Annotated in this window: 25 protein-coding genes and 1 pseudogene; 8 read left to right on the forward strand and 18 right to left on the reverse strand. The window is 39.5% G+C overall.

The features are described from left to right. Positions 1-170 precede the first annotated feature (170 nt). Complete coding sequence (gene citZ / locus K8L98_RS19005; RefSeq protein WP_223437155.1) at positions 171-1,289, reverse strand: citrate synthase; 1,119 nt, start codon at positions 1,287-1,289, stop codon at positions 171-173. A gap of 393 nt (positions 1,290-1,682) precedes the next feature. Further along, positions 1,683-2,141 (reverse strand): DUF441 domain-containing protein, encoded by a 459-nt coding sequence (locus K8L98_RS19010; protein WP_223437157.1) that lies wholly within the window; start codon positions 2,139-2,141, stop codon positions 1,683-1,685. A gap of 340 nt (positions 2,142-2,481) precedes the next feature. On the opposite strand from K8L98_RS19010, the gene ytvI reads away from it, so the two are divergent. Beyond that, the gene (gene ytvI / locus K8L98_RS19015; protein ID WP_420828798.1) at positions 2,482-3,591 is read left to right on the forward strand and encodes a sporulation integral membrane protein YtvI; all 1,110 of its coding nucleotides are present in this window, start codon (positions 2,482-2,484) and stop codon (positions 3,589-3,591) included. A gap of 44 nt (positions 3,592-3,635) precedes the next feature. Here ytvI and K8L98_RS19020 read toward each other — a convergent pair whose 3' ends face one another. The 8 genes from K8L98_RS19020 to dnaE all read right to left on the reverse strand — a co-directional run bounded on the left by K8L98_RS19020 (position 3,636) and on the right by dnaE (position 14,598). Beyond that, positions 3,636-4,022 (reverse strand): FxsA family protein, encoded by a 387-nt coding sequence (locus K8L98_RS19020; protein ID WP_223437159.1) that lies wholly within the window; start codon positions 4,020-4,022, stop codon positions 3,636-3,638. A gap of 92 nt (positions 4,023-4,114) precedes the next feature. Next, a complete protein-coding gene (gene pyk, locus K8L98_RS19025) occupies positions 4,115-5,875 on the reverse strand; it encodes a pyruvate kinase (RefSeq protein ID WP_223437161.1) in 1,761 nt (586 codons plus the stop codon). A 53-nt stretch (positions 5,876-5,928) separates the two neighbouring features. Next, entirely contained in the window at positions 5,929-6,888 is a 960-nt protein-coding gene (gene pfkA, locus K8L98_RS19030) for a 6-phosphofructokinase (protein ID WP_223437163.1), read from the reverse strand. A gap of 303 nt (positions 6,889-7,191) precedes the next feature. Next, positions 7,192-8,169, reverse strand: a complete 978-nt coding sequence (gene accA, locus K8L98_RS19035) for an acetyl-CoA carboxylase carboxyl transferase subunit alpha (protein ID WP_223437165.1) — start codon at positions 8,167-8,169, stop codon at positions 7,192-7,194. Beyond that, a complete protein-coding gene (gene accD, locus K8L98_RS19040) occupies positions 8,163-9,026 on the reverse strand; it encodes an acetyl-CoA carboxylase, carboxyltransferase subunit beta (protein WP_223437166.1) in 864 nt (287 codons plus the stop codon). The genes accA and accD overlap by 7 nt, the downstream gene beginning before the upstream one ends. A gap of 183 nt (positions 9,027-9,209) precedes the next feature. Further along, positions 9,210-9,866 (reverse strand): FadR/GntR family transcriptional regulator, encoded by a 657-nt coding sequence (locus tag K8L98_RS19045; protein WP_223437168.1) that lies wholly within the window; start codon positions 9,864-9,866, stop codon positions 9,210-9,212. A gap of 10 nt (positions 9,867-9,876) precedes the next feature. Continuing rightward, complete coding sequence (gene ystJ, locus K8L98_RS19050) at positions 9,877-11,112, reverse strand: NADP-dependent malic enzyme (RefSeq protein ID WP_223437170.1); 1,236 nt, start codon at positions 11,110-11,112, stop codon at positions 9,877-9,879. Between the two features lie 123 nt (positions 11,113-11,235). After that, complete coding sequence (gene dnaE / locus K8L98_RS19055; RefSeq protein ID WP_223437172.1) at positions 11,236-14,598, reverse strand: DNA polymerase III subunit alpha; 3,363 nt, start codon at positions 14,596-14,598, stop codon at positions 11,236-11,238. 217 nt (positions 14,599-14,815) lie between these two features. Between dnaE and ytrH the strand changes: the two genes are divergently transcribed. The 3 genes from ytrH to K8L98_RS19070 all read left to right on the forward strand — a co-directional run bounded on the left by ytrH (position 14,816) and on the right by K8L98_RS19070 (position 16,005). Then, positions 14,816-15,154: a sporulation membrane protein YtrH gene (gene ytrH / locus K8L98_RS19060; RefSeq protein WP_070877732.1), complete on the forward strand. Its 339-nt coding sequence runs from the start codon at positions 14,816-14,818 to the stop codon at positions 15,152-15,154. After that, positions 15,151-15,654, forward strand: a complete 504-nt coding sequence (gene ytrI / locus K8L98_RS19065) for a sporulation membrane protein YtrI (RefSeq protein WP_223437174.1) — start codon at positions 15,151-15,153, stop codon at positions 15,652-15,654. Before ytrH ends, ytrI begins: the two co-directional genes overlap by 4 nt. A gap of 168 nt (positions 15,655-15,822) precedes the next feature. Further along, positions 15,823-16,005, forward strand: coding sequence for a YtzJ family protein (locus tag K8L98_RS19070; protein ID WP_223437176.1), 183 nt, complete (start codon positions 15,823-15,825; stop codon positions 16,003-16,005). Between the two features lie 5 nt (positions 16,006-16,010). On the opposite strand, the gene K8L98_RS19075 is transcribed toward K8L98_RS19070, so the two are convergent. Then, the gene (locus K8L98_RS19075) at positions 16,011-16,946 is read right to left on the reverse strand and encodes a DHH family phosphoesterase (protein WP_223437178.1); all 936 of its coding nucleotides are present in this window, start codon (positions 16,944-16,946) and stop codon (positions 16,011-16,013) included. Positions 16,947-17,093: 147 nt separating this feature from the next. Here K8L98_RS19075 and K8L98_RS19080 point away from each other — a divergent pair, with 147 nt between their 5' ends. Next, a complete protein-coding gene (locus K8L98_RS19080; protein WP_223437180.1) occupies positions 17,094-17,390 on the forward strand; it encodes a YtpI family protein in 297 nt (98 codons plus the stop codon). A 160-nt stretch (positions 17,391-17,550) separates the two neighbouring features. On the opposite strand, the gene K8L98_RS19085 is transcribed toward K8L98_RS19080, so the two are convergent. The 4 genes and pseudogenes from K8L98_RS19085 to K8L98_RS19100 all read right to left on the reverse strand — a co-directional run bounded on the left by K8L98_RS19085 (position 17,551) and on the right by K8L98_RS19100 (position 21,556). Next, positions 17,551-18,870, reverse strand: a complete 1,320-nt coding sequence (locus K8L98_RS19085; protein ID WP_223437182.1) for a DRTGG domain-containing protein — start codon at positions 18,868-18,870, stop codon at positions 17,551-17,553. A 69-nt stretch (positions 18,871-18,939) separates the two neighbouring features. Next, positions 18,940-19,182, reverse strand: coding sequence for a hypothetical protein (locus tag K8L98_RS19090; protein WP_223437184.1), 243 nt, complete (start codon positions 19,180-19,182; stop codon positions 18,940-18,942). Positions 19,183-19,311: 129 nt separating this feature from the next. Next, positions 19,312-19,992 carry a metal-dependent hydrolase gene (locus tag K8L98_RS19095; protein WP_223437186.1) on the reverse strand — a complete coding sequence of 227 codons (681 nt, stop codon included), beginning with the start codon at positions 19,990-19,992 and terminating at the stop codon, positions 19,312-19,314. A 507-nt stretch (positions 19,993-20,499) separates the two neighbouring features. After that, positions 20,500-21,556 (reverse strand): annotated as a pseudogene (locus K8L98_RS19100) (GerAB/ArcD/ProY family transporter). A 601-nt stretch (positions 21,557-22,157) separates the two neighbouring features. On the opposite strand from K8L98_RS19100, the gene K8L98_RS19105 reads away from it, so the two are divergent. Then, on the forward strand, positions 22,158-22,835 hold the full coding sequence (locus K8L98_RS19105) for a hypothetical protein (RefSeq protein ID WP_223437193.1): 678 nt from the start codon (positions 22,158-22,160) through the stop codon (positions 22,833-22,835). A gap of 700 nt (positions 22,836-23,535) precedes the next feature. Continuing rightward, complete coding sequence (locus tag K8L98_RS19110) at positions 23,536-23,724, forward strand: helix-turn-helix domain-containing protein (protein ID WP_223437195.1); 189 nt, start codon at positions 23,536-23,538, stop codon at positions 23,722-23,724. A 39-nt stretch (positions 23,725-23,763) separates the two neighbouring features. Here the strand turns inward: K8L98_RS19110 and K8L98_RS19115 are convergent, their stop codons facing one another. The 3 genes from K8L98_RS19115 to K8L98_RS19125 form a co-directional block, all read right to left on the reverse strand. Beyond that, positions 23,764-24,333 (reverse strand): NTTRR-F1 domain, encoded by a 570-nt coding sequence (locus K8L98_RS19115; protein ID WP_223437196.1) that lies wholly within the window; start codon positions 24,331-24,333, stop codon positions 23,764-23,766. Positions 24,334-24,635: 302 nt separating this feature from the next. Beyond that, positions 24,636-24,734, reverse strand: coding sequence for a YjcZ family sporulation protein (locus K8L98_RS19120; RefSeq protein WP_223437198.1), 99 nt, complete (start codon positions 24,732-24,734; stop codon positions 24,636-24,638). Positions 24,735-25,194: 460 nt separating this feature from the next. After that, positions 25,195-25,548, reverse strand: coding sequence for a hypothetical protein (locus K8L98_RS19125; protein ID WP_223437200.1), 354 nt, complete (start codon positions 25,546-25,548; stop codon positions 25,195-25,197). An 89-nt stretch (positions 25,549-25,637) separates the two neighbouring features. Here K8L98_RS19125 and K8L98_RS19130 point away from each other — a divergent pair, with 89 nt between their 5' ends. Beyond that, positions 25,638-26,696, forward strand: coding sequence for an NTTRR-F1 domain (locus K8L98_RS19130; RefSeq protein ID WP_223437202.1), 1,059 nt, complete (start codon positions 25,638-25,640; stop codon positions 26,694-26,696). The last annotated feature ends 137 nt before the right edge of the window (positions 26,697-26,833 follow it).

Raw genomic sequence — 26,833 nt, forward strand, 5'->3', positions numbered from 1 at the left:
GATAAGGATCCGGCAGAAAAGGCGCTTTTTACCTTTGCTGGCGGAGCCGTTCTGGCCGAGGAGTCAGGCGATGGGCTCTACTTGAAAAGCTAAAACTGCGGGCTTCTGATTCTTCAATAAGAGGCCGTTTCAGTTTTACCGAAAAGGGCCTCTTGTGTGATTAAGGGAGATCAGCCCCGCTTGTCCATTGGCACATATTTCTGCATATTCGGCCCTGTGTAATCTGCACGCGGGCGGATCAGACGGTTGTTCTCATATTGCTCGAGAATATGAGCGAGCCATCCTGATACACGGCTAACAGCAAAGATAGGCGTGAATAAATCATGATCAATGCCTAAGCTGTGGTACATGGATGCAGAATAGAAATCTACGTTTGGCGGAATGGATTTTTCACTTGTTACAACTTCTTCAATTTTAGTAGAAATTTCAAACCATTTCGGCTCACCTGTAAGATTTGTCAATTTTTCAGACATTTCCTTCAGATGTTTCGCTCTAGGATCTCCCTGGCGGTACACACGGTGTCCAAAGCCCATAATTTTTTCTTTTCGGGAGAACTTTTCATGCAAGTATGACTCCACGTTATTAATGTCGCCGATTTCTTTGAGCATTTTCATTACCGCTTCATTTGCTCCGCCATGCAAAGGTCCCTTAAGAGCACCGATTGCTGCAGTTACGCCGGAATAAACATCTGATAATGTAGCTACACATACGCGTGCTGTAAATGTAGATGCATTCAGCTCATGATCGGCATGAAGGACTAATGCTTTATTAAAAGCTTCCACTGCAACACCGCTCGGCTCTTCCCCAGTTAAAGTATACAGGAAATTCACTGCTAAACTAACATCTGATTTTGGTTTAATAGGCTCAAGTCCTTTGCGGATGCGGGCAAATGCTGAAACAATTGTCGGCAGCTTTGCCTGAAGACGGATCGCTTTGCGGTAGTTAGCTTCCGGATCCATTACATCTGCTTCACTGTCAAATAATCCAAGAAGAGAAACAGCTGTACGGAGAGCTGCCATCGGATGCACAGATTTTAGATCGTATGATTTAAAGTGATCGATAACCTCCTGCGGTATTTCTGCATTTTCAGCAAGCTCTTTTTTAATTTCTGCAAGCTGATCTTTCGTCGGAAGCTTTCTATGCCACAATAAATAAACAACCTCTTCGAAACTAGCATTCTCTGCTAAATCATCGATGTTATACCCCGCATATGTAAGAGTATCATCAATAATTGAACTTACAGATGAAGTAGTAGCAACTACTCCTTCTAGACCCCGTGTTGTTGTCATGTAAATCTCTCCTTTGCAAAAATATCCCCATTGATCCGCTCTTCTCGTCAACAATAAAAGATAGCATTCGACAAACTGGTCTTTTTCTTTTTATTTGCCCAATCTTTCAATCGTTTAAACGACCGAGCGCTTGCTCAATACACTAGCATTTTTTAAAAAGAAAATGCTTACATAAGCAGCTAATATAATAGCCACATCGAATGTTATCTTCAATTGTGACTTTAATTAATAAGAAGGCGGAATTAAACTGCCTATACCCATTATAAACAATTATCTGATTTTTGTGAACGAAAAGAATTTCCAGAACCAAAAAATTTGTCAGAAAAATGATATTAAAGAAGAATAATGAGTTTTTAGGGCGCCTTCTCACTTATTGTATCAGAATTTATTATATTAACCAAAAAATTTAACTGTTTGCATCACTAAATAGGCAATACCCGCACCAATCAGCGGGCCGACTGCAACTCCACCAAATAAAGACACCGCTAAAATAGTTCCAAAGACAAGAGCTGTTGTTATATGAGGATCTTCTGAAAGAAGCGTCAAGCCATTTTTGGCAATAAGGGCAACAGCAATCCCGGCTCCTAAAGCAATCCATGCGTAGGATGATCGCATTGCCTCTGTCAGCTGCTTAAATCCAATATCACCGGTCGCAATCGGCACCAAAACGGCAATCGTAATAACAGTTACGCCCCAATTGATTCCTTTTGCCTGGATATGCGGGAACAATTTAGTATCAAGCCCAGTCAGTTTGATAACAAGTAAAAAGCCGACTGCAAACATTAATGACTGATTTTTGGCAAGAAATCCAACTATCAATAATATGATTAAAAATAGGACAGGTTGATTCATTTTCTTACACCCTTTCAAACATGTATCTACTTAGAAAAGCGGAACCGCCTGGTTAGCTAAGGCAGACAGATAAGGATCCGACAGAAAAGGTGCTTTTTACCTTTGCTGGCGGAGCCGTTCTGGCCGAGGAGTTAGGCGGTGGAGCTGGACAACTTGAAAAGCGGAACCGCCTGGTTAGCTAAGGCAGACAGATAAGGATCCGACAGAAAAGGTGCTTTTTACCTTTGCTGGCGGAGCCGTTCTGGCCGAGGAGTTAGGCGGTGGAGCTGGACACGAGTATGGAAATTAATATCCTTTCTTATCCTATAAAAATTCTGAATGAAAAACAGGAGGGAAACATTTGAATGCATATTTAATACAAGTTGCTGCCAGAGCACTTGCTGTTGTATGTATCATTGCAGCTGCTCTCGCCTCTGTCTATTATGTTTCGGCTCTTACTTACCCGTTTATTATAGGTCTCGTTCTTGCGATTCTTATTAATCCAATGGTCAATGTGCTTGAAACAAAAATGGTCCGAAGTGCTGCGGTTTTTATTTCAATCGCATTCCTGTTTGTCATTTTTGCAGGAATCATTACATTGCTTATCGCAGAACTCGTAACGGGAACAACCTACCTGGCGTCGTCCGTTCCTGAGCATTTCAAAACTCTGGTTGTTTATATTGAGACATTCATTGGGGATCGTGTGCTTCCCATCTATGAAGATATTGCTGCATTATTTAATACGCTTGATTCAAGTCAGCAGGCTACGATACTTGCCAACATTCAAAATGCAGGTGAACAAATCGGATCGAATGCAGCCGATTTTTTAAAAGGGCTGCTTGAGAATATTCCTCTGTTGATCAGTTGGCTGCCGAACGCCGCAACAGTAACGATTTTCTCCTTGCTGGCTGCTTTTTTTATCAGCAAAGACTGGTACAAATTTCAAAAACTGCTGCGAAAGTATCTTCCTCTTAAAGCAAGAAAAAGCGGGAGAACGGTGGTTGATGATCTAAAAAAAGCTTTGCTTGGATTTATTAAAGCGCAGCTGATTTTAATCAGCATCACAACGATTATCGTATTAATAGGGTTACTCTTTCTGAGGGTGGATTATGCAATAACGATTGCTTTGCTAATTGGAACAGTAGATTTGCTTCCCTATCTGGGAACAGGCTTGGTTTTTGTTCCATGGATTGTTTATTCGGCATTCAGCGGCGATCTGCCATTTGCAATTGGTTTAGGTGTCTTATATCTGATTATCTTGATTCAGCGTCAAATGATGGAGCCCAAGATTTTATCCTCAACGATTGGGCTAGATCCTCTGGCTACTCTGATTTCATTATTTGTTGGATTTAAACTGATTGGATTTCTCGGTTTAATTGCGGGACCTGTGGCTTTAGTCATTTTCAATGCCCTTCATAATGCAAGAGTATTTGAAGATATTTGGACATTTATCACTGCCAGGAAATCATGATAGGAAGCTAAAAAAACCGCTGATGCAATATGCTCAGAGCGGCTCTATCGTATAATCGTAAATCGATTTTGGTCAATCAGCCTGCTGATCCATTTCTGGAGAAGCGGCTTTACGAATTTCCTTGTTGCCGGTATTAATAAAACAAACCCAGTTAAATCTGTTAGGAAACCGGGTGATAATAGAAGCAGCCCCCCGACAAGCACACAAAGACCATCTATTATGGCATCACCAGGTATATTCCCAAAGCTTATTTCCCGCTGAACTTTTCGGATTGCTTCCATTCCCTGCTTCTTTGCAAGCCATGCTCCAGCTATTCCAGTAGCAATAATCATAAGGATAGTTGGAATGATTCCGATCGTTTTACCTGAGAAAAGCAGGATGCCGATTTCACATGCTGGGATGATAATTAAAAACGGCAGCAAATATTTCATCTAAATGCACCTCATTTTGTCATATATAAAGAGTATATGGAATGCATGCAAAAAAGAGAAGGAAAAGCCCTTCTCTTTTTTACGGTATTTTCTTAAAGAACACTTGCATGTCCTTGATAAATGGCACCGCGTGATCCATCAACTGTAATTTCCTGTCCATCTTTCAGGATAGAAGTTGCATCTTCTACTCCTACGATAACCGGAATTCCAAGGCTCAGACCAACTACAGCAGCATGACTTGTTAATCCGCCTTCTTCTGTAATTAGTGCTGAAGCTTTCTCTAGTGCACCCATCATATCGCGATCTGTACTTTGAGAAACTAAAATAGCACCCTGAATCATTTTTGATTCAGCATCAGAAGTAGAGCTTGCTACGACAACTTTGCCAAACGCTGTTTTGCGGCCGATTCCCTGTCCTTTAGCTATCACATCGCCAACAACATGAACTTTCATTAAGTTCGTTGTACCAGTTTCGCCGATAGGAATGCCTGCAGTGATGACTATTAAATCACCATGTTTAACAATTCCGGACTGTAATGACTCTTCTACTGCCTGGTCAAGCATTTCATCTGTTGATGCTGCTTTCTCACCATTGCGCGGGTAGACTCCCCAAACAAGAGCAAGCTTGCGGGATACTGACTCACATGAAGTAACAGCAACGATCGGAGCTTTAGGACGGTATTTAGAAATCATTCGGGCAGTATGACCGCTCTCAGTTGTTGCTACAATAGCAGCAGCCTTCAAGTTAAGGCCTGTATGCGCAACCGATTGTCCAATTGCATCCGTAATTGTCATATCAGCTTGTTCACTTCGTTTTGCAAGAATTTGCTTATAATCAAGCGCCTGTTCTGCACGTGAAGCAATGTTATTCATCGTTTGAACAGCTTCAACCGGATAGGATCCTGCAGCCGTTTCACCTGATAGCATGATCGCATCTGTACCGTCAAAAATAGCATTTGCAACGTCACTTGCTTCTGCCCGTGTCGGACGAGGGTTGCGCTGCATGCTGTCTAGCATTTGCGTAGCTGTAATGACCGGTTTGCCTAAAGCATTGCACTTTTTAATTAGTTCTTTTTGAACCAATGGCACTTCTTCAGCAGGAATTTCAACACCCAAGTCACCGCGTGCAACCATTAAACCATCTGAAACCTCAAGAATCTCGTCGATGTTGTCGACACCTTCCTGATTTTCAATTTTAGGAATGATTTGAATATGGCCGGCACCGTGCTTTTCAAGCAATTCACGAATTTCAAGAACATCTGCTGCACGACGTACGAATGACGCAGCGATGAAGTCTACTCCCTGCTCAATTCCAAAAACAATATCATTTGCATCTTTTTCTGTGATTCCTGGAAGCTTAACGCTCACGCCAGGTACATTCACACCTTTTTTATTTTTTAATGTCCCTGTGTTTAAAACCTTTGTTCTGATTTCTTTCGCTTCTTTATTCATTTCAAGAACTTCAAGTCCGATCAGTCCATCATCAAGCAAAATGATTGAGCCTGCATGTACATCATCAATTAGTCCTTCGTATGAGATAGAGAACTTATCAGCAGTTCCAAGCACCTCAGTCATTGAAACGATCACTTCTGAACCTGCAACAAGCTCGATTGCTCCTTCCTGCATGGAGTGTGTGCGGATTTCAGGTCCTTTAGTATCCAATAGGATTGCGATATCCTTATTAAGCTTTCCTGAAGCCTCGCGGATGTTTTTGATTCGTGCTCCGTGCTCTTCGAAATCTCCGTGTGAGAAGTTCAAGCGTGAAACGTTCATTCCGGCTTCCATTAATTGCGTAAGCTTTTCAACACTTTCACTTGCAGGGCCGATCGTACAGACTATTTTCGTTTTTCTCATTCGATATATTCCTCCTGTTAATAGGTATGAAAACGATACCAAACAGATATCATTTAGATTGATAATTCTTTTGAAAGCTGGTACATGTTCTTATCAACTGTATGCGGAGTATCCAAAATCTCAAGGATATCATTGTTTGTCAGTTTATTGCTTTGAATGCCAACTGCACGTCCGCCTATTCCTTCAAGCAATAGTTCTACAGCATAAGCGCCAAGACGGCTTGCAAGCACACGGTCAAACGCAGTCGGTGATCCTCCGCGCTGTATATGCCCTAAAACAGATACGCGTGTTTCAAGTTTTGTAGCTTCTTCAATTTTCCTTCCAAAGTCCACTCCGCTTCCAACGCCTTCAGCCACGATGATAATACTGTGTTTTTTGCCCCGGTCTGTTCCATGCTTTAAACGTGCAAGGATATCTTCCATGTCATAGTCAACTTCCGGAATAAGAATGGTTTCTGCTCCGCCTGCAAGACCCGACCATAACGCAAGATCTCCAGCATGTCTTCCCATGACTTCAATCACGTATGTACGTTCATGTGATGTTGCAGTATCACGAATTTTATCTATAGCATCAATTACTGTATTAAGTGCAGTATCAAATCCAATGGTAAAATCAGTGCCTGGAATGTCATTATCAATGGTTCCCGGAACGCCTACACATGGAAAACCATGTTCAGTCAGCTTTTTGGCTCCCATATAAGAACCGTCTCCGCCGATGACAACTAAGCCTTCTATTCCATGTTTCTTTAATTGCTCGATTCCTTTTAATTGTCCCTCAACTGTTCTAAATTCAGGACAGCGTGCAGTATAGAGCTTTGTACCCCCGCGGTGGATAATATCTCCTACAGATCCAAGCTCAAGCTTTTCGATATGTCCAGCAATTAATCCAGAATAACCGTGATAAATTCCGTACACTTCTACATCATGGTAGATCGCTTTACGTACAACAGCGCGCACGGCCGCGTTCATACCAGGCGAATCTCCTCCACTAGTTAATACGCCGATTTTTTTCATTTTTCTCACCCCAAAGTAGTATGTGATATTAAAATAACATGAAGAAATGGGCAACACAATAGACAAGAAACGACAAATGTCGAATTTTCACGTTACATTTAAACCTTTCTCATTATACAATAAAACCTCTTGTTTTGAGGGGTTTTCAGCGAATCTTTAAAAATTAAATAAAGTAAACGCTTCCTTTTTGATTTGTCGAAAAATCTCAATAGTTCAAGGGTCTGCGATTACCATCATTTACTAGTCATATTCCCTTAAAAAAAGAAACGTGCTGCCTTCCTGGTTCGAAGGCTACACGTTAATCTATTTTACCCCAAGTATTTCTCCTGCAAACGAAACTTGACCGATTCTTTTAAACTTTTCATAGCGATGCTGAATTAATTGAGGTCCATCCAGCTTTAACAGCTCTTTAAGGGAAGCATGAAGGACTTTATCCATATTTTTTGCCTGTTCAGATACATCCTTGTGTGCGCCGCCTTTGACTTCATTGATAATTTGATCGATGACGCCAAGCTTCTTCAGATCAGGTGCTGTGATTTTCATTGTTTCCGCGGCTTTTTTTGCAAGCCCTGCATCCTTCCATAAAAGAGCAGCTGCTCCTTCTGGCGATATAACAGAGTAAGTGGAGTTCTCAAGCATATGAATATGATTTCCAACTCCCAGCGCCAGCGCTCCGCCGCTGCCGCCTTCCCCAATTACAATACAGATAACCGGAACTGATAATCCAGCCATTTCAAATAAGTTTTTGGCGATGGCTTCGCTTTGGCCCCGTTCTTCTGCTGCCTTGCCGGGATAAGCCCCTTTTGTATCAATAAAGCAGATAATCGGACGGTTGAATTTTTCAGCCTGATGCATTAACCGCAATGCTTTGCGGTAGCCTTCCGGATGAGGCATTCCGAAGTTCCGGCGTATATTCTCTTTCGTATCTTTGCCGCGCTGATGTCCTATTACCGTTACAGGAAGCCCGTCGTATTTTGCGATGCCCCCTACAATAGCTTCATCGTCGCCGTAATAGCGGTCACCATGGATCTCAAAGAAATTCGTAAAAAGTTTTTCAATATAATCCAAAGTTGTCGGGCGGTTAGGATGTCTTGCAATTTGCACTCGATCCCAAGGCTGCAAATTTGTATAAATATCTTTTTCAAGCTTTTCCAGACGGCCTTCAAGCTTCACAATCTCAGCTGAAAGGTCTACATCGGTATTTTTTGTAAATTCTTTTAGCTCTGAAATTTTTCCCCTTAACTCTGTTACAGGTTTTTCAAACTCCAGTTCTCCTACCATGAAGATCCACCGCCTGACGTATGAAGTTCGAGGATGTTTGAAAGAGTTTCTTTCATATCCAATCGATTAATAACGGCATCAAGCTGGCCGTGTTTCAATAGAAATTCTGCCGTCTGAAAATCTTCAGGCAGGTCCTCTCTGATTGTCTGTTCAATAATTCTTCTTCCTGCAAACCCAATCAATGCACGGGGTTCTGCAAAATTGTAATCGCCAAGAGATGCAAAGCTTGCTGAAACTCCGCCTGTCGTCGGATGTGTCATAACAGAGATGATCAAACCTCCGTTATTGCTGAACATTTTTAGTGCAGAGCTCGTCTTTGCCATTTGCATTAAACTGAGAACACCTTCCTGCATTCTTGCACCGCCCGAAGCTGTAAAGATAATAAATGGCAGCTCCCGGTCATTTGCACGCTCTATCGCTCTAGTAATCTTTTCGCCGACAACCGATCCCATGCTGCCCATCCTGAAGCTTGCATCCATGATGGCAACGACTGTATTATTGCCGTTTATCGTGCCTTCTCCGGTCACAACCGCTTCATTTAAATTTGTTTTTTTGCGGTCTTTTTCTACTTTTTCCATATAACCTGGAAAATCCAGCGGATTTTCTGAAACCATTTCTTTATCGAACTCTGAAAATGAATGTTCATCAAATAAGCTTTTAATTCTTTCTCTGGCATTCATGGTGTGATGATGGCCGCAATTCATGCACACTCTCAAGTTTTTATTCAATTCTTTAGAGTACATAATCTTTTTACAGCTAGGACACTTTGTCATTATTCCTTCTGGAACATCATGCTTTGCCTGCTCAGAAGGAATGGATGCATATTTCTTCTTTTTCGAAAACAAATCCTTTAACAAAACGTTGCCTCCTTTTCTATGAAAATAATTCGGTGTCTTTAGAAATGATCTCTTTTAGCCATATCTATCTACTTTAACGAACCATCTTCAATTTTTTTGTAAAAAGGTGTCATGTCCTATTCGACATTTTCTTTAACCTATCGGAATTCATTAATTCCAGCATCTATCTGCCTAACTTTTCGGTCAGAGCTTTTTCTGCCTGTCGGAGCTGACCAGGGCGCTTGAGTTTTTCTTGCTTGTTAGAGTGTAAAAAGATTCAAAAACCATCTTTTCATCTTTTGAAGCAAGTCCGTCAATTATTTTTTCATAAAAAATGGCGCTGACTGAATGCTGATCCGTCTGTATTACTTTTAAATACTCATTCAGTACAGTCCATATCCTGAGTAAAAGATAGTTGTCCGACAGCTGCATGAACTTAGCCATAATTTCCATATGTCCCAGGTTCTGCTTCTGAATAGCGATGGCGAGATTCTTTAACTCTTCACCATTATTATCTTTCTCAAGCAATAGCTTTAATGCATTTGATTCCAAAAGAACGTTCATTTCGATTAAATCGGCGATAGCATTCTTATCCTGTAAAATAAACGTTCCGAGAATTTCAACAAGAGCATTTTCGCGGAAATCCTTAATATAAGTTCCATCACCGCGTCTTGTTTCAATCATTCCAAGCAGCTCGAGCGCCCGAAGTGCTTCTCTGACTGATGATCTTCCTGCATTTAAACGTTCTGCGAGCTCTCGTTCAGATGGTATTTTATCTCCTGCTGAAAGACCGTCTTCGTGGATAAAGGACCTGATTTGACGAAGTATCTCAATATACACTTTCGACTTCGGTTCAGTCACTGTACACCACTCACTTTGTGTCGATGATCGCTAACTGTTTAGTCTTCTCAGCTATTTCATTTGGGTCAGCCTTTAATCTTGCCACACCAGTTTCCATCGCTGCTTTGGCTACTGCTGCAGCTACAGCAGGAGCAACACGTGCATCGAATGGAGCCGGAATGACATAATCAGCGGACAATTCTTCTGCACTTATTAATGAGGCAATCGCTTCTACAGCGGCAATTTTCATTTGTTCGTTAATATGTGTAGCACGAACATCAAGTGCACCTCGGAAAATTCCCGGGAACGCAAGAACATTGTTGACTTGGTTTGGGAAATCTGAACGGCCTGTGCCAATAACCATCGCTCCTGCTTCTTTTGCATCACTTGGCATGATTTCTGGCACTGGATTCGCCATCGCGAAAATAATTGGATCCTTTTTCATGGCAGCAATCATTTCTTTTGTTAACGCACCCTCAACTGAAACGCCAATAAATACGTCCGCATCTTTAATGACATCTGCCAATGAGCCTTCAGCACGGTCACGGTTCGTAAATTTTGCTACTTCCGCCTTCACATTATTCATGCCAAATGAACGTCCTTCAAAGATCGCACCTTTTGAATCGCACATAATGATATCGCGCACGCCATAGCGGTATAGAAGCTTGATAATTGCTATCCCTGCTGCACCTGCTCCATTTGCAACCACTTTAATGTTAGACATTTGTTTTCCTGTAAGCTTAAGTGCATTCACAAGTCCTGCAACAGTTACAATAGCAGTTCCGTGCTGATCATCATGAAAAACAGGAATGTTTGTTTCTTTCTTCAATCTCTCTTCAATAACGAAACAATTCGGTGCTGCAATATCTTCAAGATTGATGCCTCCGAATGTAGGCTCAAGCAATTTGACCGTTTCTACAATTTTATCCACATCTGTCGTATTCAAACAAATCGGAAATGCATCAACTCCCGCAAAGCTTTTGAATAGGACCGCTTTGCCTTCCATTACCGGGAGTGCTGCCTCTGGCCCGATATTTCCAAGGCCAAGCACGGCAGTGCCATCTGATACTACTGCTACCATGTTGCCTTTCATTGTATAATCGTACACTTTATTTTTGTCGTCATAAATTTCCTTACAAGGTTCAGCGACCCCTGGAGAATAAGCTAAGCTTAAGTCTTTAGCATTTCTGACTGGTACTTTTGATTTTGATTCTAGCTTTCCTTTATGAATTAGATGCATATGTAATGCTTCTTCTCGCAATGACATCTTCTCACTCCTTAGGGTCATATTGGAGGTGGTCTGACCACTCCAGCCAATAATAAATCATAACATATTTTTAGTTATTGTAAAGTCTTGTATTTTATAACTTACCGTTTAAATGTGCCGGATTTATTCTTTCACTGCAACATTCTGATTGCCCAAAAGGTCTTTCAGCTCAGATAAACATCGGTCATTCCCATCCACAAAGTAGTCTCTTGGCAGCTGGACGGTTCTTTTGTCCTTCTCATAATAGAGAAAAACAGGTGTGCTGCCGCGATGACGTTTGAGAGTATCTTGTACAGTCTGCAGTTTCCCTTCAGCCAGATGAGTCTCTTCAATTTTAAGGAATAGTGTTTTCGTTCTTTTCTCGAGATCCTGGGTAGTCTCTGCATCCGATATAATCAGCTGCATCCGATCGTTGCGATTCTCAATCTTCCCGCTGAGTACAGCGACTTTTCCTTGAGAAAAGATTTCACCTGCTTTAGTATAAACAGACGGAAAAGCCACCGCTTCAAGTTCCCCGCTCTCATCACTTAATGCAAGAAACGCCATAACCTCACCTTTTTTTGTCCGGATTGTGCGTATTGCTGTAATAAATACCCCAATCTTCACCTTTTGATGAAGTAATTGCCGGGCATCACTGATTTTTACAATCCCATACCTATTAAATAAAAATGAGTGCGCTGATGCAGGATGACTTGAAAAGTAAAATCCCAGTGCTTCCTTTTCGAATTTAAGCATTTCTTCAATTTTGAACGGTTCAACTTCTATATATTTCGGCTTTATACTAAATTCTTCCTCTTCTAAAAATAAATCATATTGATTTTCATCATCTGAAGAAAAAAGGGCTGCATGCTCGATAGCTAAATCAAGACTCGCAAGGAGCGTAGATCTTTCCACTTCAAACTCATCCATTGCACCTGAAAAGATAAGAGATTCCATCACTTTTCGGTTGACGATTTTCGTTGATACCCTCACACAAAAATCAAATAGATCGGCAAACTCCCTTTTCTTTCTTGCCTGATATATTTCTTTAACAGCATTTGTTCCAACATTTTTAATTGCATTCAGACTAAACCGGATGCTGCCCTTTTCTACAATAAAAGGATATTCGCTCCTGTTAATAGATGGCGGCAAGACAGCAACACCTCGCTGCTTGGCCTCTCTAATATATTGAGCCACTTTTTCATCATTGCCGATCACACTTGTTAAAAGCGCCGCCATAAAATAAACAGGGTAATGGGCCTTTAAATAAGCAAGCTGAAACGAAATCATGCTGTAGGCAACAGCATGGCTCCTGTTAAATCCGTAGTTGGCAAATTTAACAATTAAATCATAAATACTGTTTGCAGAAACTTCATCATAGCCGTTATTAATGCAGCCTGATACAAAATGTTCTCTTTCCTGATCAAGCATCTCTTTAATTTTTTTTCCTACTGCTCTTCTCAATAAATCAGCTTCACCCAAAGAAAACCCAGCCATTTTCGAAGCTATTTCCATGATTTGCTCCTGATACACGATTACCCCATTGGTTGTCTTTAAGATAGGCTCTAGAGCAGGGTGCGGGTATTCGATCTTTTCTCTCTGATGCTTCCGATTTATAAATAGAGGGATATTTTCCATTGGCCCCGGGCGAAAAAGGGCATTTACGGCCACTATATCTTCAAGATCAGTTGGTTTCAGCCGTCTAAGAACGCTCCGCATTCCATCAGACTCCAGCTGAAAGACCCCAGTTGTATCTCCTTGCCCGAGAAGTTCAAATGTTTCTTCATCCTTATATGAAATTTGGGAGAAATCGATTTTCTTTTTCTCATTCCGTTCAATAAGACCTGTTATTTTTTCGATTAGTGTCAAGTTTCTCAATCCAAGAAAATCCATTTTCAGCAAACCGAGGTCTTCAAGGTAATCCATCGAAAACTGAGTTAAATAAATGCCGTTGTGCCCATCCTGAATGGGAATGATGTCCGTTAACGGCTCGCTGCTGAGCACTACACCGGCAGCATGTGTGGATGTATGGCGCGGAAGCCCTTCTATCTTCATGGCCGTTTCATAAATTTTCTTATAAAGATCCGATTCCGAAAGAAGGCTTTGCAGATCTTTGGACTCTGAATAAGCCTGCTTTAAAGTTGTACCTGGTTTAGAAGGAATGAGTTTGGCCAATACATCTGATTCTTTTGCTGATGCTCCCATGACTCTCCCGACATCCCGAAGCGAAGCTTTAGCTGCAAGCGTACCGAATGTCACAATTTGAGCAACATGCATGGACCCGTATTTTTCTGCAACATAGGCAATCATTTCATCCCGTTTTGTATCAGGAAAATCAATGTCTATATCGGGCATGTTGATTCGTTCCGGATTTAAAAACCGTTCAAATAAAAGATGGTGTTCTATCGGATCTACATCTGTAATCTTTAATACGTATGCTACAAGGGATCCTGCAGCAGACCCCCTCCCAGGTCCCGTCAAAATGTGATGATCGTGGGCATACTTCATAAAGTCCCAAACGATTAAGAAATAATCACTGAACTTCATTTGTTTAATAACATCCAGTTCATACTCGAGCCTTTTAAAATATGTATCTTTGGGTTCTGAAAAACGGTGTTTCAATCCTTGCAGGCAGAGTCTCTCCAAATATTCATCAGGCGATTGGCCGCCTGGTGCAGGGTATTTCGGAAGCTGTGTTTTTCCAAGCTCAAGAGATACATTACATTCTTTTGCAATCTTCAGCGTATTCTCCAAGGCTTCGGGACAATCTTGAAAAAGTTCAGCCATTTCAGACGGTGATTTAAAATAATACTGATTCGAAGGCAATGCATAATCGCTGTCATCTTCCATTTTTGAGCCATTTTTAATAGACAGCAAACAATTATGTGCAAAGGCATCCTCTTTTTCTATATAATGAACATCATTTGCTGCTACAAGCGGAAGGCCTGTCTGAATGCTTATTTGGAGCAGTTCTTCAGCCATTTTAAGTTCATCATGAAGGAAATGCTTTTGAGCAGATAAATAAAAGTCTCCTTCATTAAAAAGGCTTCTGTATATCTTTAAAATCTTGACTGCTTCTTCACTGTTTCCCTCTTGTATATACTTTTCAGCAAGCCCAGTTCTTCCAGGGGTAAACGCAATTAAACCGCCGCTGTAGGATTTCAGCCATCTGCTCTTAATTCCTTCAGGCGATTTTGTTTGCAGAACACTGCTTATTTTCAATAGATTCCGGTAGCCGTCGTTATTTTTAGCAAGCAATACCAGGGGATACCCTGTAGTTTCATCGGTCTCCTCTAAAATGACTGAAGCTGTCAGTCCGATAATTGGCTTTATGCCGTGTTTTTTGCATTGTTTATAAAAAGCAATCGCTCCATACATCGTGTGAAAATCTGTAATAGCGAGAGCCTTTAATTGAAATGATTCAGCTTTTTCAATTAACTTGTTAATTCTTGCTGAACTGTTCAGCAGACTGTAGGCACTTTGAACTTGAAGGTGAACAAATGGCAATCTATGTTCCCATCCTTTCTGACAGCTATAAATTGTATAAAATTTTGTTCATCTATGTCTAGCTCCACCGCCTGACTACTTGGCCAGAACGGCTCCGCTTTTCTAACAATCCCATAGTAATATTATATTCCTGTTTGAAAAGTGACACAAATTGAAGCTTTCTCATCACATACTTCCCACTGTTTGTCCATATACATTAGTAAGGGGATGATGAAAAATGGAGGTTAAAGAAGCTTTTATACCAGCCTTTATTAATAGTTATTTTATAGCGCTCGGAGTAATCTTAGGCGGTTCAATCATCGGCGGCGTAGGAGCATACTTAGCCGGAGAGCCTCCTCTGTCAACGATTTACAGCCTTGCAAACAGATTGAAAATTTGGGCGCTTGTCGCTGCAATCGGCGGTACGTTTGATACGTTTTACAGCTTTGAAAGAGGATTTTTCGAAGGTGAAACACGGGATGTCATCAAGCAGATTCTGCTTATTATATCAGCAATGGGCGGGGCACAGACTGGCTGGCTTCTTATTTCATGGCTGACACAGGAGCAGCCTCAATGAGAATACCGCCTTTATACAAAAGACCTTCCTGGCAGCGACTTTTCGCAGGAATGGTTCTCGGCGCCGTCGTCAGCTGGTGTATCTTTCTCTTTATTTACGGGGAATGGCAGGAAGAGCTTATTACCAAGATTGAAGATCAGGCATATACAATTGAGGAATTAAAAAAAACAAATATAAGCTATAAAGAAGAAATTGAGACTCTTAATAAAATAAATCAGGAAAAACTGAGGGTCCAAAACATCCATGTGACACTGATCAATGGGGAAAGGTATCAATTCACGTCACTTATGACCTATATGATCCAAGATCATGTAAAAGAGGATATTTCTGACGTCATTGCAAAGGATTTGGAAAGTGTTTATAAAAGCCGGAAGCTGATGAAAAAAGCCATTGAAAATAAGGTATATAAAATTGATGACAAGCAGTATAAGGTAGAAATTGAGGAAATGTTCATATACACCACTCTTTTCATTGAGCTTAAAGTAGCATTCGCAAAGTAGAAACCGGGACTTAACGAACCGAACAAATGGCTCAAGTATAAACATATCTAAATAAATTGAATTATTTTTTGAAATTTCAATTAATTAAATCGCACTCCCTCGCGTCTTTGGGGTAAAATGGTAATAGCATCAGACCCGGTCACCCACTATAAAGAAGGAGGGAATGTGATGTATGTATTAAATCACAAAAAGATGGCCCGCGAAAAAGCAGAACGGCTGAAAGAAGGTTTCTCCGCTTATGCAGAGTCTGCGGAGCTCGCTTCATTAATTAAAAAAGAACTGCTTTCACAAGGACTGACCTTCCATGAAGATTCTACAGAATTTGGATATTGGTTTATTCCTGTTAAATAAAGCGATTAACCCTGACACACCTTTTCGAGATCTGCTAGAACCTGCTTTGCTTCTTCCCAATTATAAATCGATGCCCCGGAAGCAAGCGGGTGACCTCCGCCGCGGTATTTCTTTGCCAATTCATTGATAATCGGTCCTTTAGATCTTAATCGTACTCTAATTTGATCGGATTCCTCTACAAAGAAGACCCATGCCCGAAGACCTTCAATATTGCCAAGCATACCAACCAATTGTGAAGCCTCAGAAGCACTTACTTCAAATTTATCGAGAATTTCTTTTGTCAGGATCATCGAGGCAGCACCGGAAGATGACAGTTTGAAATTTTGCAGAACGTATCCGCTCAGCTTTGCAGCATTCACCTTTGTCTTATATAACTCATCATAAATTTCAGTGAAAGCAAAGTTGTACTCGACTAGCTCACTTGCGTATTTCAGCGTTTTTTTCGTTGTGCTCGGAAAAAGAAAACGGCCTGTATCTCCCACTATGCCTGCATAAATCAGCTGAGCTGCTTTATCAGGCAAAATAAGTCCATCTTCTTTCCCTGAAAGATAAAATTCATAAATCATTTCACTGACAGAACTTGCATTTGTATCAACCCATAATAGATCTCCATACGGATCTTCATTAGGATGATGATCAATCTTAATTAATTTCGCGCCTGTATGGTAGCGCTGATCACAAATACGCTCCTGATTGGCTGTATCACAGACAATCACTAAAGCGCCCTCAAAATCCTGGTCTGTTACGGTGTCCATTTTGTACAAAAATTCAAGAGTCGGCTCCCCAAGTCCCGCAAGTAAAACTTTCTTATCAGGAAATGATGCTTTAATGATTTCAGCTAATCCGCACTGTGATCCGTATGCATCCGGATCAGGCCGCACATGCCTGTGAATAATGATCGTTTGATTTTCTTTTATGGCTGACAGTATTTCACTTTTCATATGTAATCTCCTTTGCGTACCTGCTTATAGACTAATTAAATCATAAAAACCACCGTGCAGAAAAGCGAATCTTCTCTTTGGTTATGGCAATTCACTGCAAGAATGATTAAAATAGAGGATGTAAGTTTAATATGGAGGTTTTACTTAATGCCTGTATTCGTAATTCTGATCATCTTTGCATTTTCCTTTTATCTCTTCTATAAAGTGAAATTCTACAGAACAAAAAAACCTATGGAGAAGCAGTGGCTCTCTGCAAAATCAAGCATTGCACTTGGAATTTTCGTCTTTTTCTTTGGACTCAATCAATTATTTCTTTTTCATTCAACTGTATCATTAGTCGTTGGAATCATTTTTATGATCGTCGGACTCGCCAGCAGCTGGGCAGGATATAAAGCTTATAAACATTATTTGCCTTTTGCCGTCAAGGAATCCAAACAAGGCTGATTAAAAAAGCGGAAGCGCCTTGGTCAGTGCAGGCATGGCAGAGCCTGCACTGACCGGGGAGTTAGGCGCTGCCGCCTGCCATCAAAATGCAGAATGTTATACTTTCTTATTACTTAAAAAAGAAAAAGGACGGCTCTCCGTCCTTTTTTAGATATCAGCATTAACTTCTCTCAATAAGCTGAACCATCATCATCGCTTTTCCGACAACAACGCCATTGCTGAACACTTCAACATCTATTTTTCCAAACTTGCGTCCGACTTCAAGTATTTTCGGGTGAACCTCAAGCATACTATCCATCTGAACAGGCTTCATAAAATAAATGGTTATATTCTCAACAACAATTTCGCCTTTTTTTTGTGTACGCAAATAGCGGTTGGTTGCTTCTGTGACGACTGTTGTAAATACTCCATAAGAAATCGTGCCAAGATGATTGGTCATTTGGGGACTGACCTGGAAGCGATAAACATTTGCCTTTTTTGCATCCTCGGCAATCACCACAAATTGGTTTGTCACAATATCATCCAGTTTTTCGCCGATTTGAGGTTGTCTTTGAATCATCTGCAGCGCCTGGAGCACATCCTGACGGCTGATCATTCCTTCAAGACGATTGTTATGATCGACAACAGGCAATACTTCGATGCCTTCCCAGACCATCATTTGAGCTGCAGATGCCACGGATGTTTTTCCGATAACGGTAATCGGGTTTTTCGTCATCACTTTTTCTACAATGACATGGCGTTCATACCCCATTACATCTTTAGATGTAACCATTCCCTGTACTTTTAAATTATGATCGATAACAGGAAAACGGCCGTGCCCTGTTTTATAATTATTCTGGTACCATTCTTCAATTGGATCGGTTGTTTTCAGGCATACGGTCTTGTCCAGTGATGTTAAGATGTCTTCTACAAGAACAATTTCTTTTTTAATAAGCTGATCGTAAATGGCCCTGTTGATCATGGTTGCAACAGTAAAGGTGTCATAGCTCGTTGAAATAATCGGAAGCTCTGCCTCATCGGCAATTTTTTTGACATGCTCGTCCGTGTCAAAGCCGCCTGTTATCAGCACAGCAGCACCCGCTTCAATTGCAAGCTGATGGGCATTCGTGCGGTTCCCTACAATCAGCAGGTTGCCGGCGCCTGTATAACGCATCATTGCTTCTAGTTTCATTGCGCCGATGACAAACTTATTCAGCGTTTTATGAAGTCCCGCACGGCCTCCCAGTACTTGTCCATCAACGATATTTACAACCTCAGCATAAGTGAGTTTTTCGATGTTTTCTTTTTTCTTTTTTTCAATCCGTATTGTTCCCACCCGCTCTATCGTGCTGACATACCCTTTGTTTTCTGCTTCTTTTATCGCACGATAAGCTGTACCCTCGCTCACGCTCATATCTTTTGCAATCTGACGGACCGAGATTTTTTCTCCGATTGGGAGGGAATCAATATGCTGCAGTATTTGTTCATGCTTCGTTGCCAAGCTTCTTCACCCTTTTTCATCAGCCATTCTAATCTTCCAACTTCATTATAAGGGTGTGAAGGCTTTATATCAACGAGCGGCTGCACGCTGCTTTGTTTTTTTCTGGTATTTACTTACAGCTGAATGTTTTGTTAAACGTTTTTTAGGAGTATAAATCAGTCCCGTCATATTGCCTCCTATCACAAATAAAGCAAACATCAGCCAAACGAGAGAAAACAAGCTTTCAAGTGAACTGCTGCTTGAAAAATCCAGATGGGGCAAAGCAAAATAGACAACAGCCCCCGCAAGTAAGATATAAAGAATACGCATCATTGACCAACTCCTTTTTACAGCTTGTTTCATTTTATGCGCCGGTCCTCTCATTCATGCGAAAACACCCGGGTTTTAAGAGGAGAAAAATAGACATAGAAAAAAGCGGAGGAATAACCCCCGCCTGCATTTTTATAGTTTAATAGATTCTCCTGCTTCCATGACTTTTCCGGTTTTGCCTGTGAGCCTGCTGACAAAATCTTTTGGATCCTGTTCAATGACAGGAAACGTATTATAATGCATGGGAACTACTGTCTTTGCTTTAATCCACTTCGCTGCAATCGCCGCATCCTCAGGACCCATTGTAAAATTATCCCCGATCGGCAAAAAGGCAAGATCTATATCTTCAAATTCGCCAAGTAGTTTCATATCTGAATAGAGACCTGTATCCCCTGCATGATAAACCGTTTTCCCGTCTTTTTTAAAGAGAATGCCAGCCGGCATGCCTGTATAAATGATTTTTTGATCCTCTTCCTCATAGCTTGAACCATGAAATGCCTGTGTTAATTTAACCGTTCCAAAATCAAATTTGTGCGATCCGCCAATGTGCATAGGATGAACATTTAATCCTTTCCATCCTAAATATGTAGCAAGTTCAAAAGGAGCAACAACCAGGGCATTGTTTTGTTTCGCAAGCTGAATGGTATCACCGACGTGGTCGTTATGACCATGTGTCAGTAAAATAACATCAACTTTCAAATCTTCAACCTTCAAGTCTGTCTGGCCATTTCCATTTATAAATGGATCAATGACAATCGTATGTTTATCCGTTTGAATTTTTACAACTGAATGTCCATGGTATGAAACTTTCATTTTCTCACTCCCAATCCTTTGATAATTTTATCGTACTAGAAATGACCAATGATGTCACATTATAACTTCCCATAAAAATAGGAAAAGCGAACATCATCTTTTTATTATTAACTTGGAAAATCAGGTTCTTTTATTTTTCTATATATATATCCAACTTAATATTTCTCTAAAATAACGTTTTGCCCATTTGTAGATTTTCAATTTTTTTCGGGTAAAATGTGGTCAATAATGTGGTCAAAAAGATTGTTTTTAGATGCTGACCCCAACTTCTTTTAATAATAGCAATGGCATAATCTGAATATGAAAACCGACAAGCATTTTGTTTAGTGGCACTTTCATATTTAAATAGCTTTCTAAGAAGCTATCCAGGTAACTGAATTAAAATTCCTTGTTGACCCTTATCCTTACCTATATGTATATCTATTTTCTTTATATTTAAAGTTGAATTTAGTTCATCTACATATTTAAGATTCATAATGTAACTAAATTATTTAGTTAGAGCATTGCTTACTGAAAAACTTTACTTTTTTTATGTTTATGTATTTTTTTCCTTAAAGCATTGACTGCTAATAAGAGTAAAGGAAGAACAAGTCCGTATGTTGAGGCATATAGTGGCCATATTTCTTTATCAAATTTGGCTCCGTGGATCACATTGGGATGTACAATTAAGGTAAGTGAAACCACGATCATCCCTAAAGGTATCGTAAGTGGGCGATAATTGTCTAATTTCAACGTTTGTGCAAGACCGATAACGGACGCGTAAAAATAAAGAGTCATTTTAAAATAAATCGTGATAAACCACATGCAGGCCATTATGGCTTCTATCCGTTGCAAAAAATTCCCTACGCTTATCTTCTTAGCCAAAGCATAACTCGGATACATCTGCCTCGCTGAGTTATCCGCGCCCAAAACTAAAATAGCTAAAATAATAATGATGCTTAAACAGAATCCCCCGATTAGTATTCCGATATAAAAAGTTTTTTCAGCTGCTTTTGGTCGATTCACTGAAACAGGAAAAATCATTAATAAGACAATTAAAGATAAAGAAAAAAAACTTGTAAAAAGATAAACAGCACGGATCATCGGTTTTATTCCTGTTTCCAATACGGGTTGTATGTTTTCAAAATTCACTTGTCCAGGAGTTATTAAGACTGTAACTACTAGAATTAAGAATAAAAAAACATGAGAAAATAACATGGATAGCTTCGATTGGCGTATCCGGCATGACCTGTGTAGTCATGAAAGTTCCCACATAAAGCAATAGTTCTGTCGTGGACAGAAGTGAAAAGAAAACAAAAGTAAGAGAAACGGCCTTACCTATCCAACTGCCAAGAAGTACTTCATTCATTTCGATTATTGTCATCGTAGGGAACATCCTGCCTACGGCATTGTATAAAACCACCAGTAATAAACCTACGCCTGTACCGACTAAAGCTGCGATCCAAGCATCCTGTTTTACTTCTTGAGCAAGACTTCCAGGAACCAATAAGATGGTGGTGCCTATAGAATATAAAATAACAAATATTGCAAATTGTCTTGCATTAATTTTAAGATTATTTACCATAGTCTAACTTCCCATCAATGTTTATAACCCCTATTGTTGACCTTGTTTTGTCAGAATAAACTCTTGGTTTTAGGAGTCGTTGTTATATCAACGTTTTCTATAGGGAAAGACGCCCTCCCTTTGCTGGTTTGATACTTTTGTTCCTGCCACTTATAAGAAAATGCTTGTGAAGGCATCTCTCAATTCTAGGAAAATACCACGGGAGAAATATATTGAGCTTATGGCCTCCCCTGAAACGTTAGTTGAAATTTTAAACAATGGAGCAGAGAAAGCAAGGTCAATTAGTGCTTCATTCTTAAAAGAAATTAAACGTAAAATTAGGTTTTATGCATAGGCACTTTGCAAAATAACGAGAGTAATATAGCACTGGTTTCAAAAGCATTAAATAGTATTATTATCTTTCACAATCGGGGGCGATTGCTTAACAAAGTGTCGCCTCTAATTCTTGAAGTAAAGAGCAGTTTAATTGAAGAGTGGTTTCAATTGTTCTGACCAGCAATCGGGCCATTTAATGGGAATATGAGGAAAGGTCTCATCTCAATAATAATAGACAATTGGATTCGCATACTGATAGAATAATCAGAAATATATTAGAGGTGGAATGGAATTGAGAAAAAGATTAGGATGCTTACACGCACATTATTCGAATATAGAATATATAGAAAATGCACTTTCCCTATTTAACATTGAATTAATACACTTTGTTGACCCAGCATTAATGTATCGAGTTACATCAGATGAAAATTTCCAAGAATCAGATGCTCAAATTAAAGTTAAAGAGCAAATAGAGTGGATTGCCCAATGTAATGTTGATGCTATCCTTATTACTTGCACAAACTATATTGCAATTTTACAAGAAGACCAACTCTCAATATCAGTGCCAATTATTAAAATTGATGAACCTTTCTTTGATTTCATCTGCAATTTACAGCAACCTCAGACAATTCTTTTTACAAATCCTGCAACTGTTGAAGGTACAGTGAAACGTCTTAACCATTATGCTAATAACCATCAAAAATCTTTAGATATAGAGGTTATTGTTATAAATAATACTTTTGAATTGATCATGCAAGGACAAAAAGAAGAATACAATCAAGAAATTTCCAAGTTCTTAAACCAAATCATTAAAGATGAAAAGAAAGTTATCTCCGTTGCTCAATTATCTATGGTTGATGCATCTCGGCAAGTTGAGTATAAAACATCTAAGACTATTATTAACCCATTGAATACATTAGTATCTTCCATTGTTAATCAATTAGAATTAGAGAAGAAAAATTAATGATAAACTGACGTGGCCTTCTTCAGCGAAAGGGCGTTTTCTACAGCAAGAACTGTGCTCTTTTTATGTTAGGTCCATATTCTTGAAAAATTAGAATGTGAATTGAAGCTCTAAGTTATTTAATTAACGGTGGAAGGTTAGTTAAACAAAAAGACGAAGACGAACACAAGTATATTATTGGATAAGTAAATACCACTAAAAAGGCTCAGGTAAAATTATCTGAGCTTTTTTTCAAGGCTAACGGAAAATCCGGTTTTTGAATAAGTGAAGAAATAGGAAAATAAGGTAATATCCAAGAGACCTGAAAATCCTTTTTCTCCAAGTGGTGTCGTCTTCCCGCAAATCCTTTTACATTTTCAGTTACTTGCTTCGACAGTCAACAAACAAAAAAGATACCATAAGTAGTGATTAAAAGAGACGTGTAGTGCCTGCTCCAAATTACATTCTTACTTCATAAAAAGGCGTACTTCATTAGGAGATGCGCTTTTGGTTTGAATTGATTTCCATGAAGGATCCAGGAGTTGGCGGTATCCCAATTCATAAAGGACCAGGTACAGGTGGCGGAGCAATCTATAAAGACCCGGGAACAGGAAGTTAAATAAAAAAAGCCCCTCTCAATTAAGAGAAGGGCTTTTCCTGTATATATCAGATTTTCTGCCGATGATTATAAAGATAACAGAAGCTCAAAGGACTGATTACTATGATTGCTGGTACGAAACTTCGGCAGCTTAGAGAAGAACGCAGTATCCCCCTAGGGCTATTAGCCAAATATCTAAATATTTCAGTCAGAATACTTATTTCCATTGAGAGAAATAAAAAAAATTTAACTGCTGATCAAATTGCGAAAGTCTGCGAACTGTTTGAAATTAATAAAAGTGACTTGCTGTAGTAAAAAGTTAGTGAAGCCCTCTCAGATGAGAAGGGCTTTTTATTGGAAAAAGAAATTTACAATATTAATTCCATTATTTTGCAGAGAACCAGAGGACAAATTATCACTAGCAGTAGTACGCATTAGTTCAATAACGCTGTCTATTGTTAGAAAAGATACGTCATCCACGACTACATCAGCTGAACCAGCCAGGGGTAGCTTGTTAATTAAAACTAGAGCTTGTGTAGTTCCAAGTGGGATTGGGGAAGTTGTTTGATTTAATTCTAACCATGTTTCCATGGCAACGTTGGGTAATTGATTAGCTGGAATATTAATAATTAAGCCATATCCTAAAAACACAAAAGATGCATTATAGTAAGCTACCGATAATGATAGCGGCGGGCTTGGATTGGTTCCTACTTTTGCTAATGAAACCAGAAATTCAAATCTCTCGGGAGGATTTACTTCAACAAAATGAATGAGATAGCTATTTACACTTCCACCAGATAGCCGTGCTGTAAAAGAACCACTATGGCAAAATTCACTCGTAATAGTTGCATTTGTATAAATCCAAGGTGAGAATGTACTTATTTCAAATCCGCCATTTGATATTTTATTTTCAATTGTCACTAGGTTATCTCCAATCTTGTTTAATTAGCTTCATAACTTTTAAAGCTTATAATATCTTATGTACTTGCTATATTTTGAGTACTGGTGCACTTTCATCAACTAGAAGCACACATATACTCTTTTAAAGCAGTTAACTCAGATTACTGACCAAGGCAAAAAAGCCCTCTCAATTAAGAGAAGGACTTTTTAGGCTACAGCGAATATTTGTGACAGTCACATATAGCTGCCGATTTTTCATCTGCAGCTTAATAAATGAGATATCTGGTGGTATACCCCATTTGTGAGAGGAAAATAAACAGCTATTAGTAGCTATTAAAGAATGAAGCGCCTACAATAATCAATAAAATAAACAACACAACGATTAACGCAAAATTGTTGTCTCTTCTGCCATAATCACTCATTTAAGATTCCTCCCCTCAATATAAGCTACTAATACTTTATGTGGAAAAGTTGCGTTTGTTTGGACAAATGCTGAATTTCGAGAAAATGTATCATCTTCCATTTAAACTCCGAGTATAATTTCAAAATCATTAACAAAGATTGGTTTTGTAAAACATAAAATGCCCTCCTCAACAAAGAGAAGGGTTTTTTATGTAGTCTAATCTTATAAATCATTGTATGTTAGTTCACTTTTCATTTATAACATTGTAAACAATTGGAATTCATTCTTATTCCAACACCTACATACTTTAGAAGGCGTATGTAGTTTGCCACTTCTGACATACGTCTCCAAATGTTAGAGATTGACCGTAAAAAGTCAGTCTCCTTTTTTCTGCTTCAATTTATTTCTTTATCACTTCATAATGCCAGTCACGTTTATTTAACCAAGATTCGTATTCTGCTTTCATTGATGGACTAAGTTCACCGGATAGATAGCATTCTAGGATTGCCTGGAGCTTCAAATTGTAATTGTCCCCACCATTTCTTAGCAATGAAGTATTCAGCAATTATTTTTACAGAATCAGCAGTTATTCCACCAGTATGAATTTGTACCGACCCTTGTTTCTGGTTTTGCAACAGGATTAGAACCTGGTTTTTGAACCTAAATATTAGATTGGATAATTCTAATATCGCAATCCCATTCATTTCATCTGCTGTAATTTGATTCTGTGAATTTGCTATTTCTTCTTTGACAAAAACCAAGACAGGCTTATTTAGAAAATAGGTGAATAATCTACGTTTTTCCTTTAAGTTAAATAATTGATGAAAGTTCACTAGCACTTATATATAGCTAGTTCATAAGCTAACATATGCTTCTAAGAAGATTGTCTGTGAAGCAAAAAAATATGATTGGAGGTAATATATTGTCAATTGAAAACAGAATAATAAACGGTGGATTTGAGACAAGCTCATTTCCTCCATGGTCTGCATTCAATGCTACTATATCGACTCAATTTTCTCATAGTGGTTTTTATTCAGCACGTTTATTAGGTGGAAGTGTAAATTCCTATATCTTTCAATACGTAGAAGCAAATCCTGCCGAAAGATTTGAATTTCTAGTTTCATTAGCAAAAGCAGGAACCCTCTCAGGTCCTCCCATAACATTATCAGTAGCTTACTATAATGCATCTTTTTCGTTTTTAGGATACGGCTTAATTACAAATATCCCTTCTAGCCGCTTACCTAACGTTGAGGATGAAACTTGGTTAGAAGTATATGAAACAACATCCCCAGCTCCACTTGGAACGACACAAGCTTTAGTTTTAATTAACAAATTGCCACAAGCTGGATCTGCTGATGTAATAGTAGATGATGTAGCTCTTCTAACAATAGAAAGTGTTACTGGACCGACAGGGGCTACTGGGGCTACCGGGGCTACTGGAGCAACCGGGGCTACTGGCGCTACTGGCGCTACCGGGGCTACTGGGGCTACTGGCGCTACTGGCGCTACTGGCGCTACTGGCGCTACTGGCGCTACTGGGGCTACTGGACCAGGAACACCGCCAGGATTTATACAGGTATTTAAAATCGGTGCACCTCTAACAGTACCATCAGGAGCACCTGTAACTTTCGATAGCGTTAACCCTACAATCACAGGAGCAAATTTCACCTTTGGTGGTACTTTTGTTACTATCAACACACCTGGCCGATATCGTATAGACTACGAAGTGACGCTATCTTTGAGCCAAAACGGTGCATATGCAATTTTCCGCAGTGATACGGGTCAAGCACTTGCTTCAAACTACGGAACAACTAGTGCTGCTGGTCAGAGTAATCAAGTTATTGGCTTTACTATTATTAATGTCACTTCACCTATTAATGTTTCATTAGTAAATATTGGAGGAAGTCTCGATTCCTTGATCAATACTATTGATTCTCGTCCAGTATTAGCTGCCTCTCTACTAATTCAAAGAATTGGTTAATAAATCTCTATGATATTTCTGTTAAGGTATTTCCTAATAAGTTGATTTTTTACACCTTCTTGCATGAATCATTACTAAGTAGCAATCCATGCAAGGAGGCTTTTCTACATAAGATAGCAAATTGAACATAAGGTCCC

This window comes from Metabacillus dongyingensis, assembly GCF_019933155.2.
GTDB classification, from domain to species: domain Bacteria; phylum Bacillota; class Bacilli; order Bacillales; family Bacillaceae; genus Bacillus_P; species Bacillus_P dongyingensis.

Bases quoted from the DNA above. Each gene is read 5' to 3' on its own strand.
- citZ (WP_223437155.1), bottom strand. From the start codon at position 1,289: ATGACAACAACACGGGGTCTAGAAGGAGTAGTTGCTACTACTTCATCT.
- K8L98_RS19010 (WP_223437157.1), bottom strand. From the start codon at position 2,141: ATGAATCAACCTGTCCTATTTTTAATCATATTATTGATAGTTGGATTT.
- K8L98_RS19020 (WP_223437159.1), bottom strand. From the start codon at position 4,022: ATGAAATATTTGCTGCCGTTTTTAATTATCATCCCAGCATGTGAAATC.
- pyk (WP_223437161.1), bottom strand. From the start codon at position 5,875: ATGAGAAAAACGAAAATAGTCTGTACGATCGGCCCTGCAAGTGAAAGT.
- pfkA (WP_223437163.1), bottom strand. From the start codon at position 6,888: ATGAAAAAAATCGGCGTATTAACTAGTGGAGGAGATTCGCCTGGTATG.
- accA (WP_223437165.1), bottom strand. From the start codon at position 8,169: ATGGTAGGAGAACTGGAGTTTGAAAAACCTGTAACAGAGTTAAGGGGA.
- ystJ (WP_223437170.1), bottom strand. From the start codon at position 11,112: ATGTCATTGCGAGAAGAAGCATTACATATGCATCTAATTCATAAAGGA.
- ytrH (WP_070877732.1), top strand. From the start codon at position 14,816: ATGGAGGTTAAAGAAGCTTTTATACCAGCCTTTATTAATAGTTATTTT.
- ytrI (WP_223437174.1), top strand. From the start codon at position 15,151: ATGAGAATACCGCCTTTATACAAAAGACCTTCCTGGCAGCGACTTTTC.
- K8L98_RS19070 (WP_223437176.1), top strand. From the start codon at position 15,823: ATGTATGTATTAAATCACAAAAAGATGGCCCGCGAAAAAGCAGAACGG.
- K8L98_RS19075 (WP_223437178.1), bottom strand. From the start codon at position 16,946: ATGAAAAGTGAAATACTGTCAGCCATAAAAGAAAATCAAACGATCATT.
- K8L98_RS19080 (WP_223437180.1), top strand. From the start codon at position 17,094: ATGCCTGTATTCGTAATTCTGATCATCTTTGCATTTTCCTTTTATCTC.
- K8L98_RS19090 (WP_223437184.1), bottom strand. From the start codon at position 19,182: ATGATGCGTATTCTTTATATCTTACTTGCGGGGGCTGTTGTCTATTTT.
- K8L98_RS19095 (WP_223437186.1), bottom strand. From the start codon at position 19,992: ATGAAAGTTTCATACCATGGACATTCAGTTGTAAAAATTCAAACGGAT.
- K8L98_RS19105 (WP_223437193.1), top strand. From the start codon at position 22,158: ATGGAATTGAGAAAAAGATTAGGATGCTTACACGCACATTATTCGAAT.
- K8L98_RS19110 (WP_223437195.1), top strand. From the start codon at position 23,536: ATGATTGCTGGTACGAAACTTCGGCAGCTTAGAGAAGAACGCAGTATC.
- K8L98_RS19120 (WP_223437198.1), bottom strand. From the start codon at position 24,734: ATGAGTGATTATGGCAGAAGAGACAACAATTTTGCGTTAATCGTTGTG.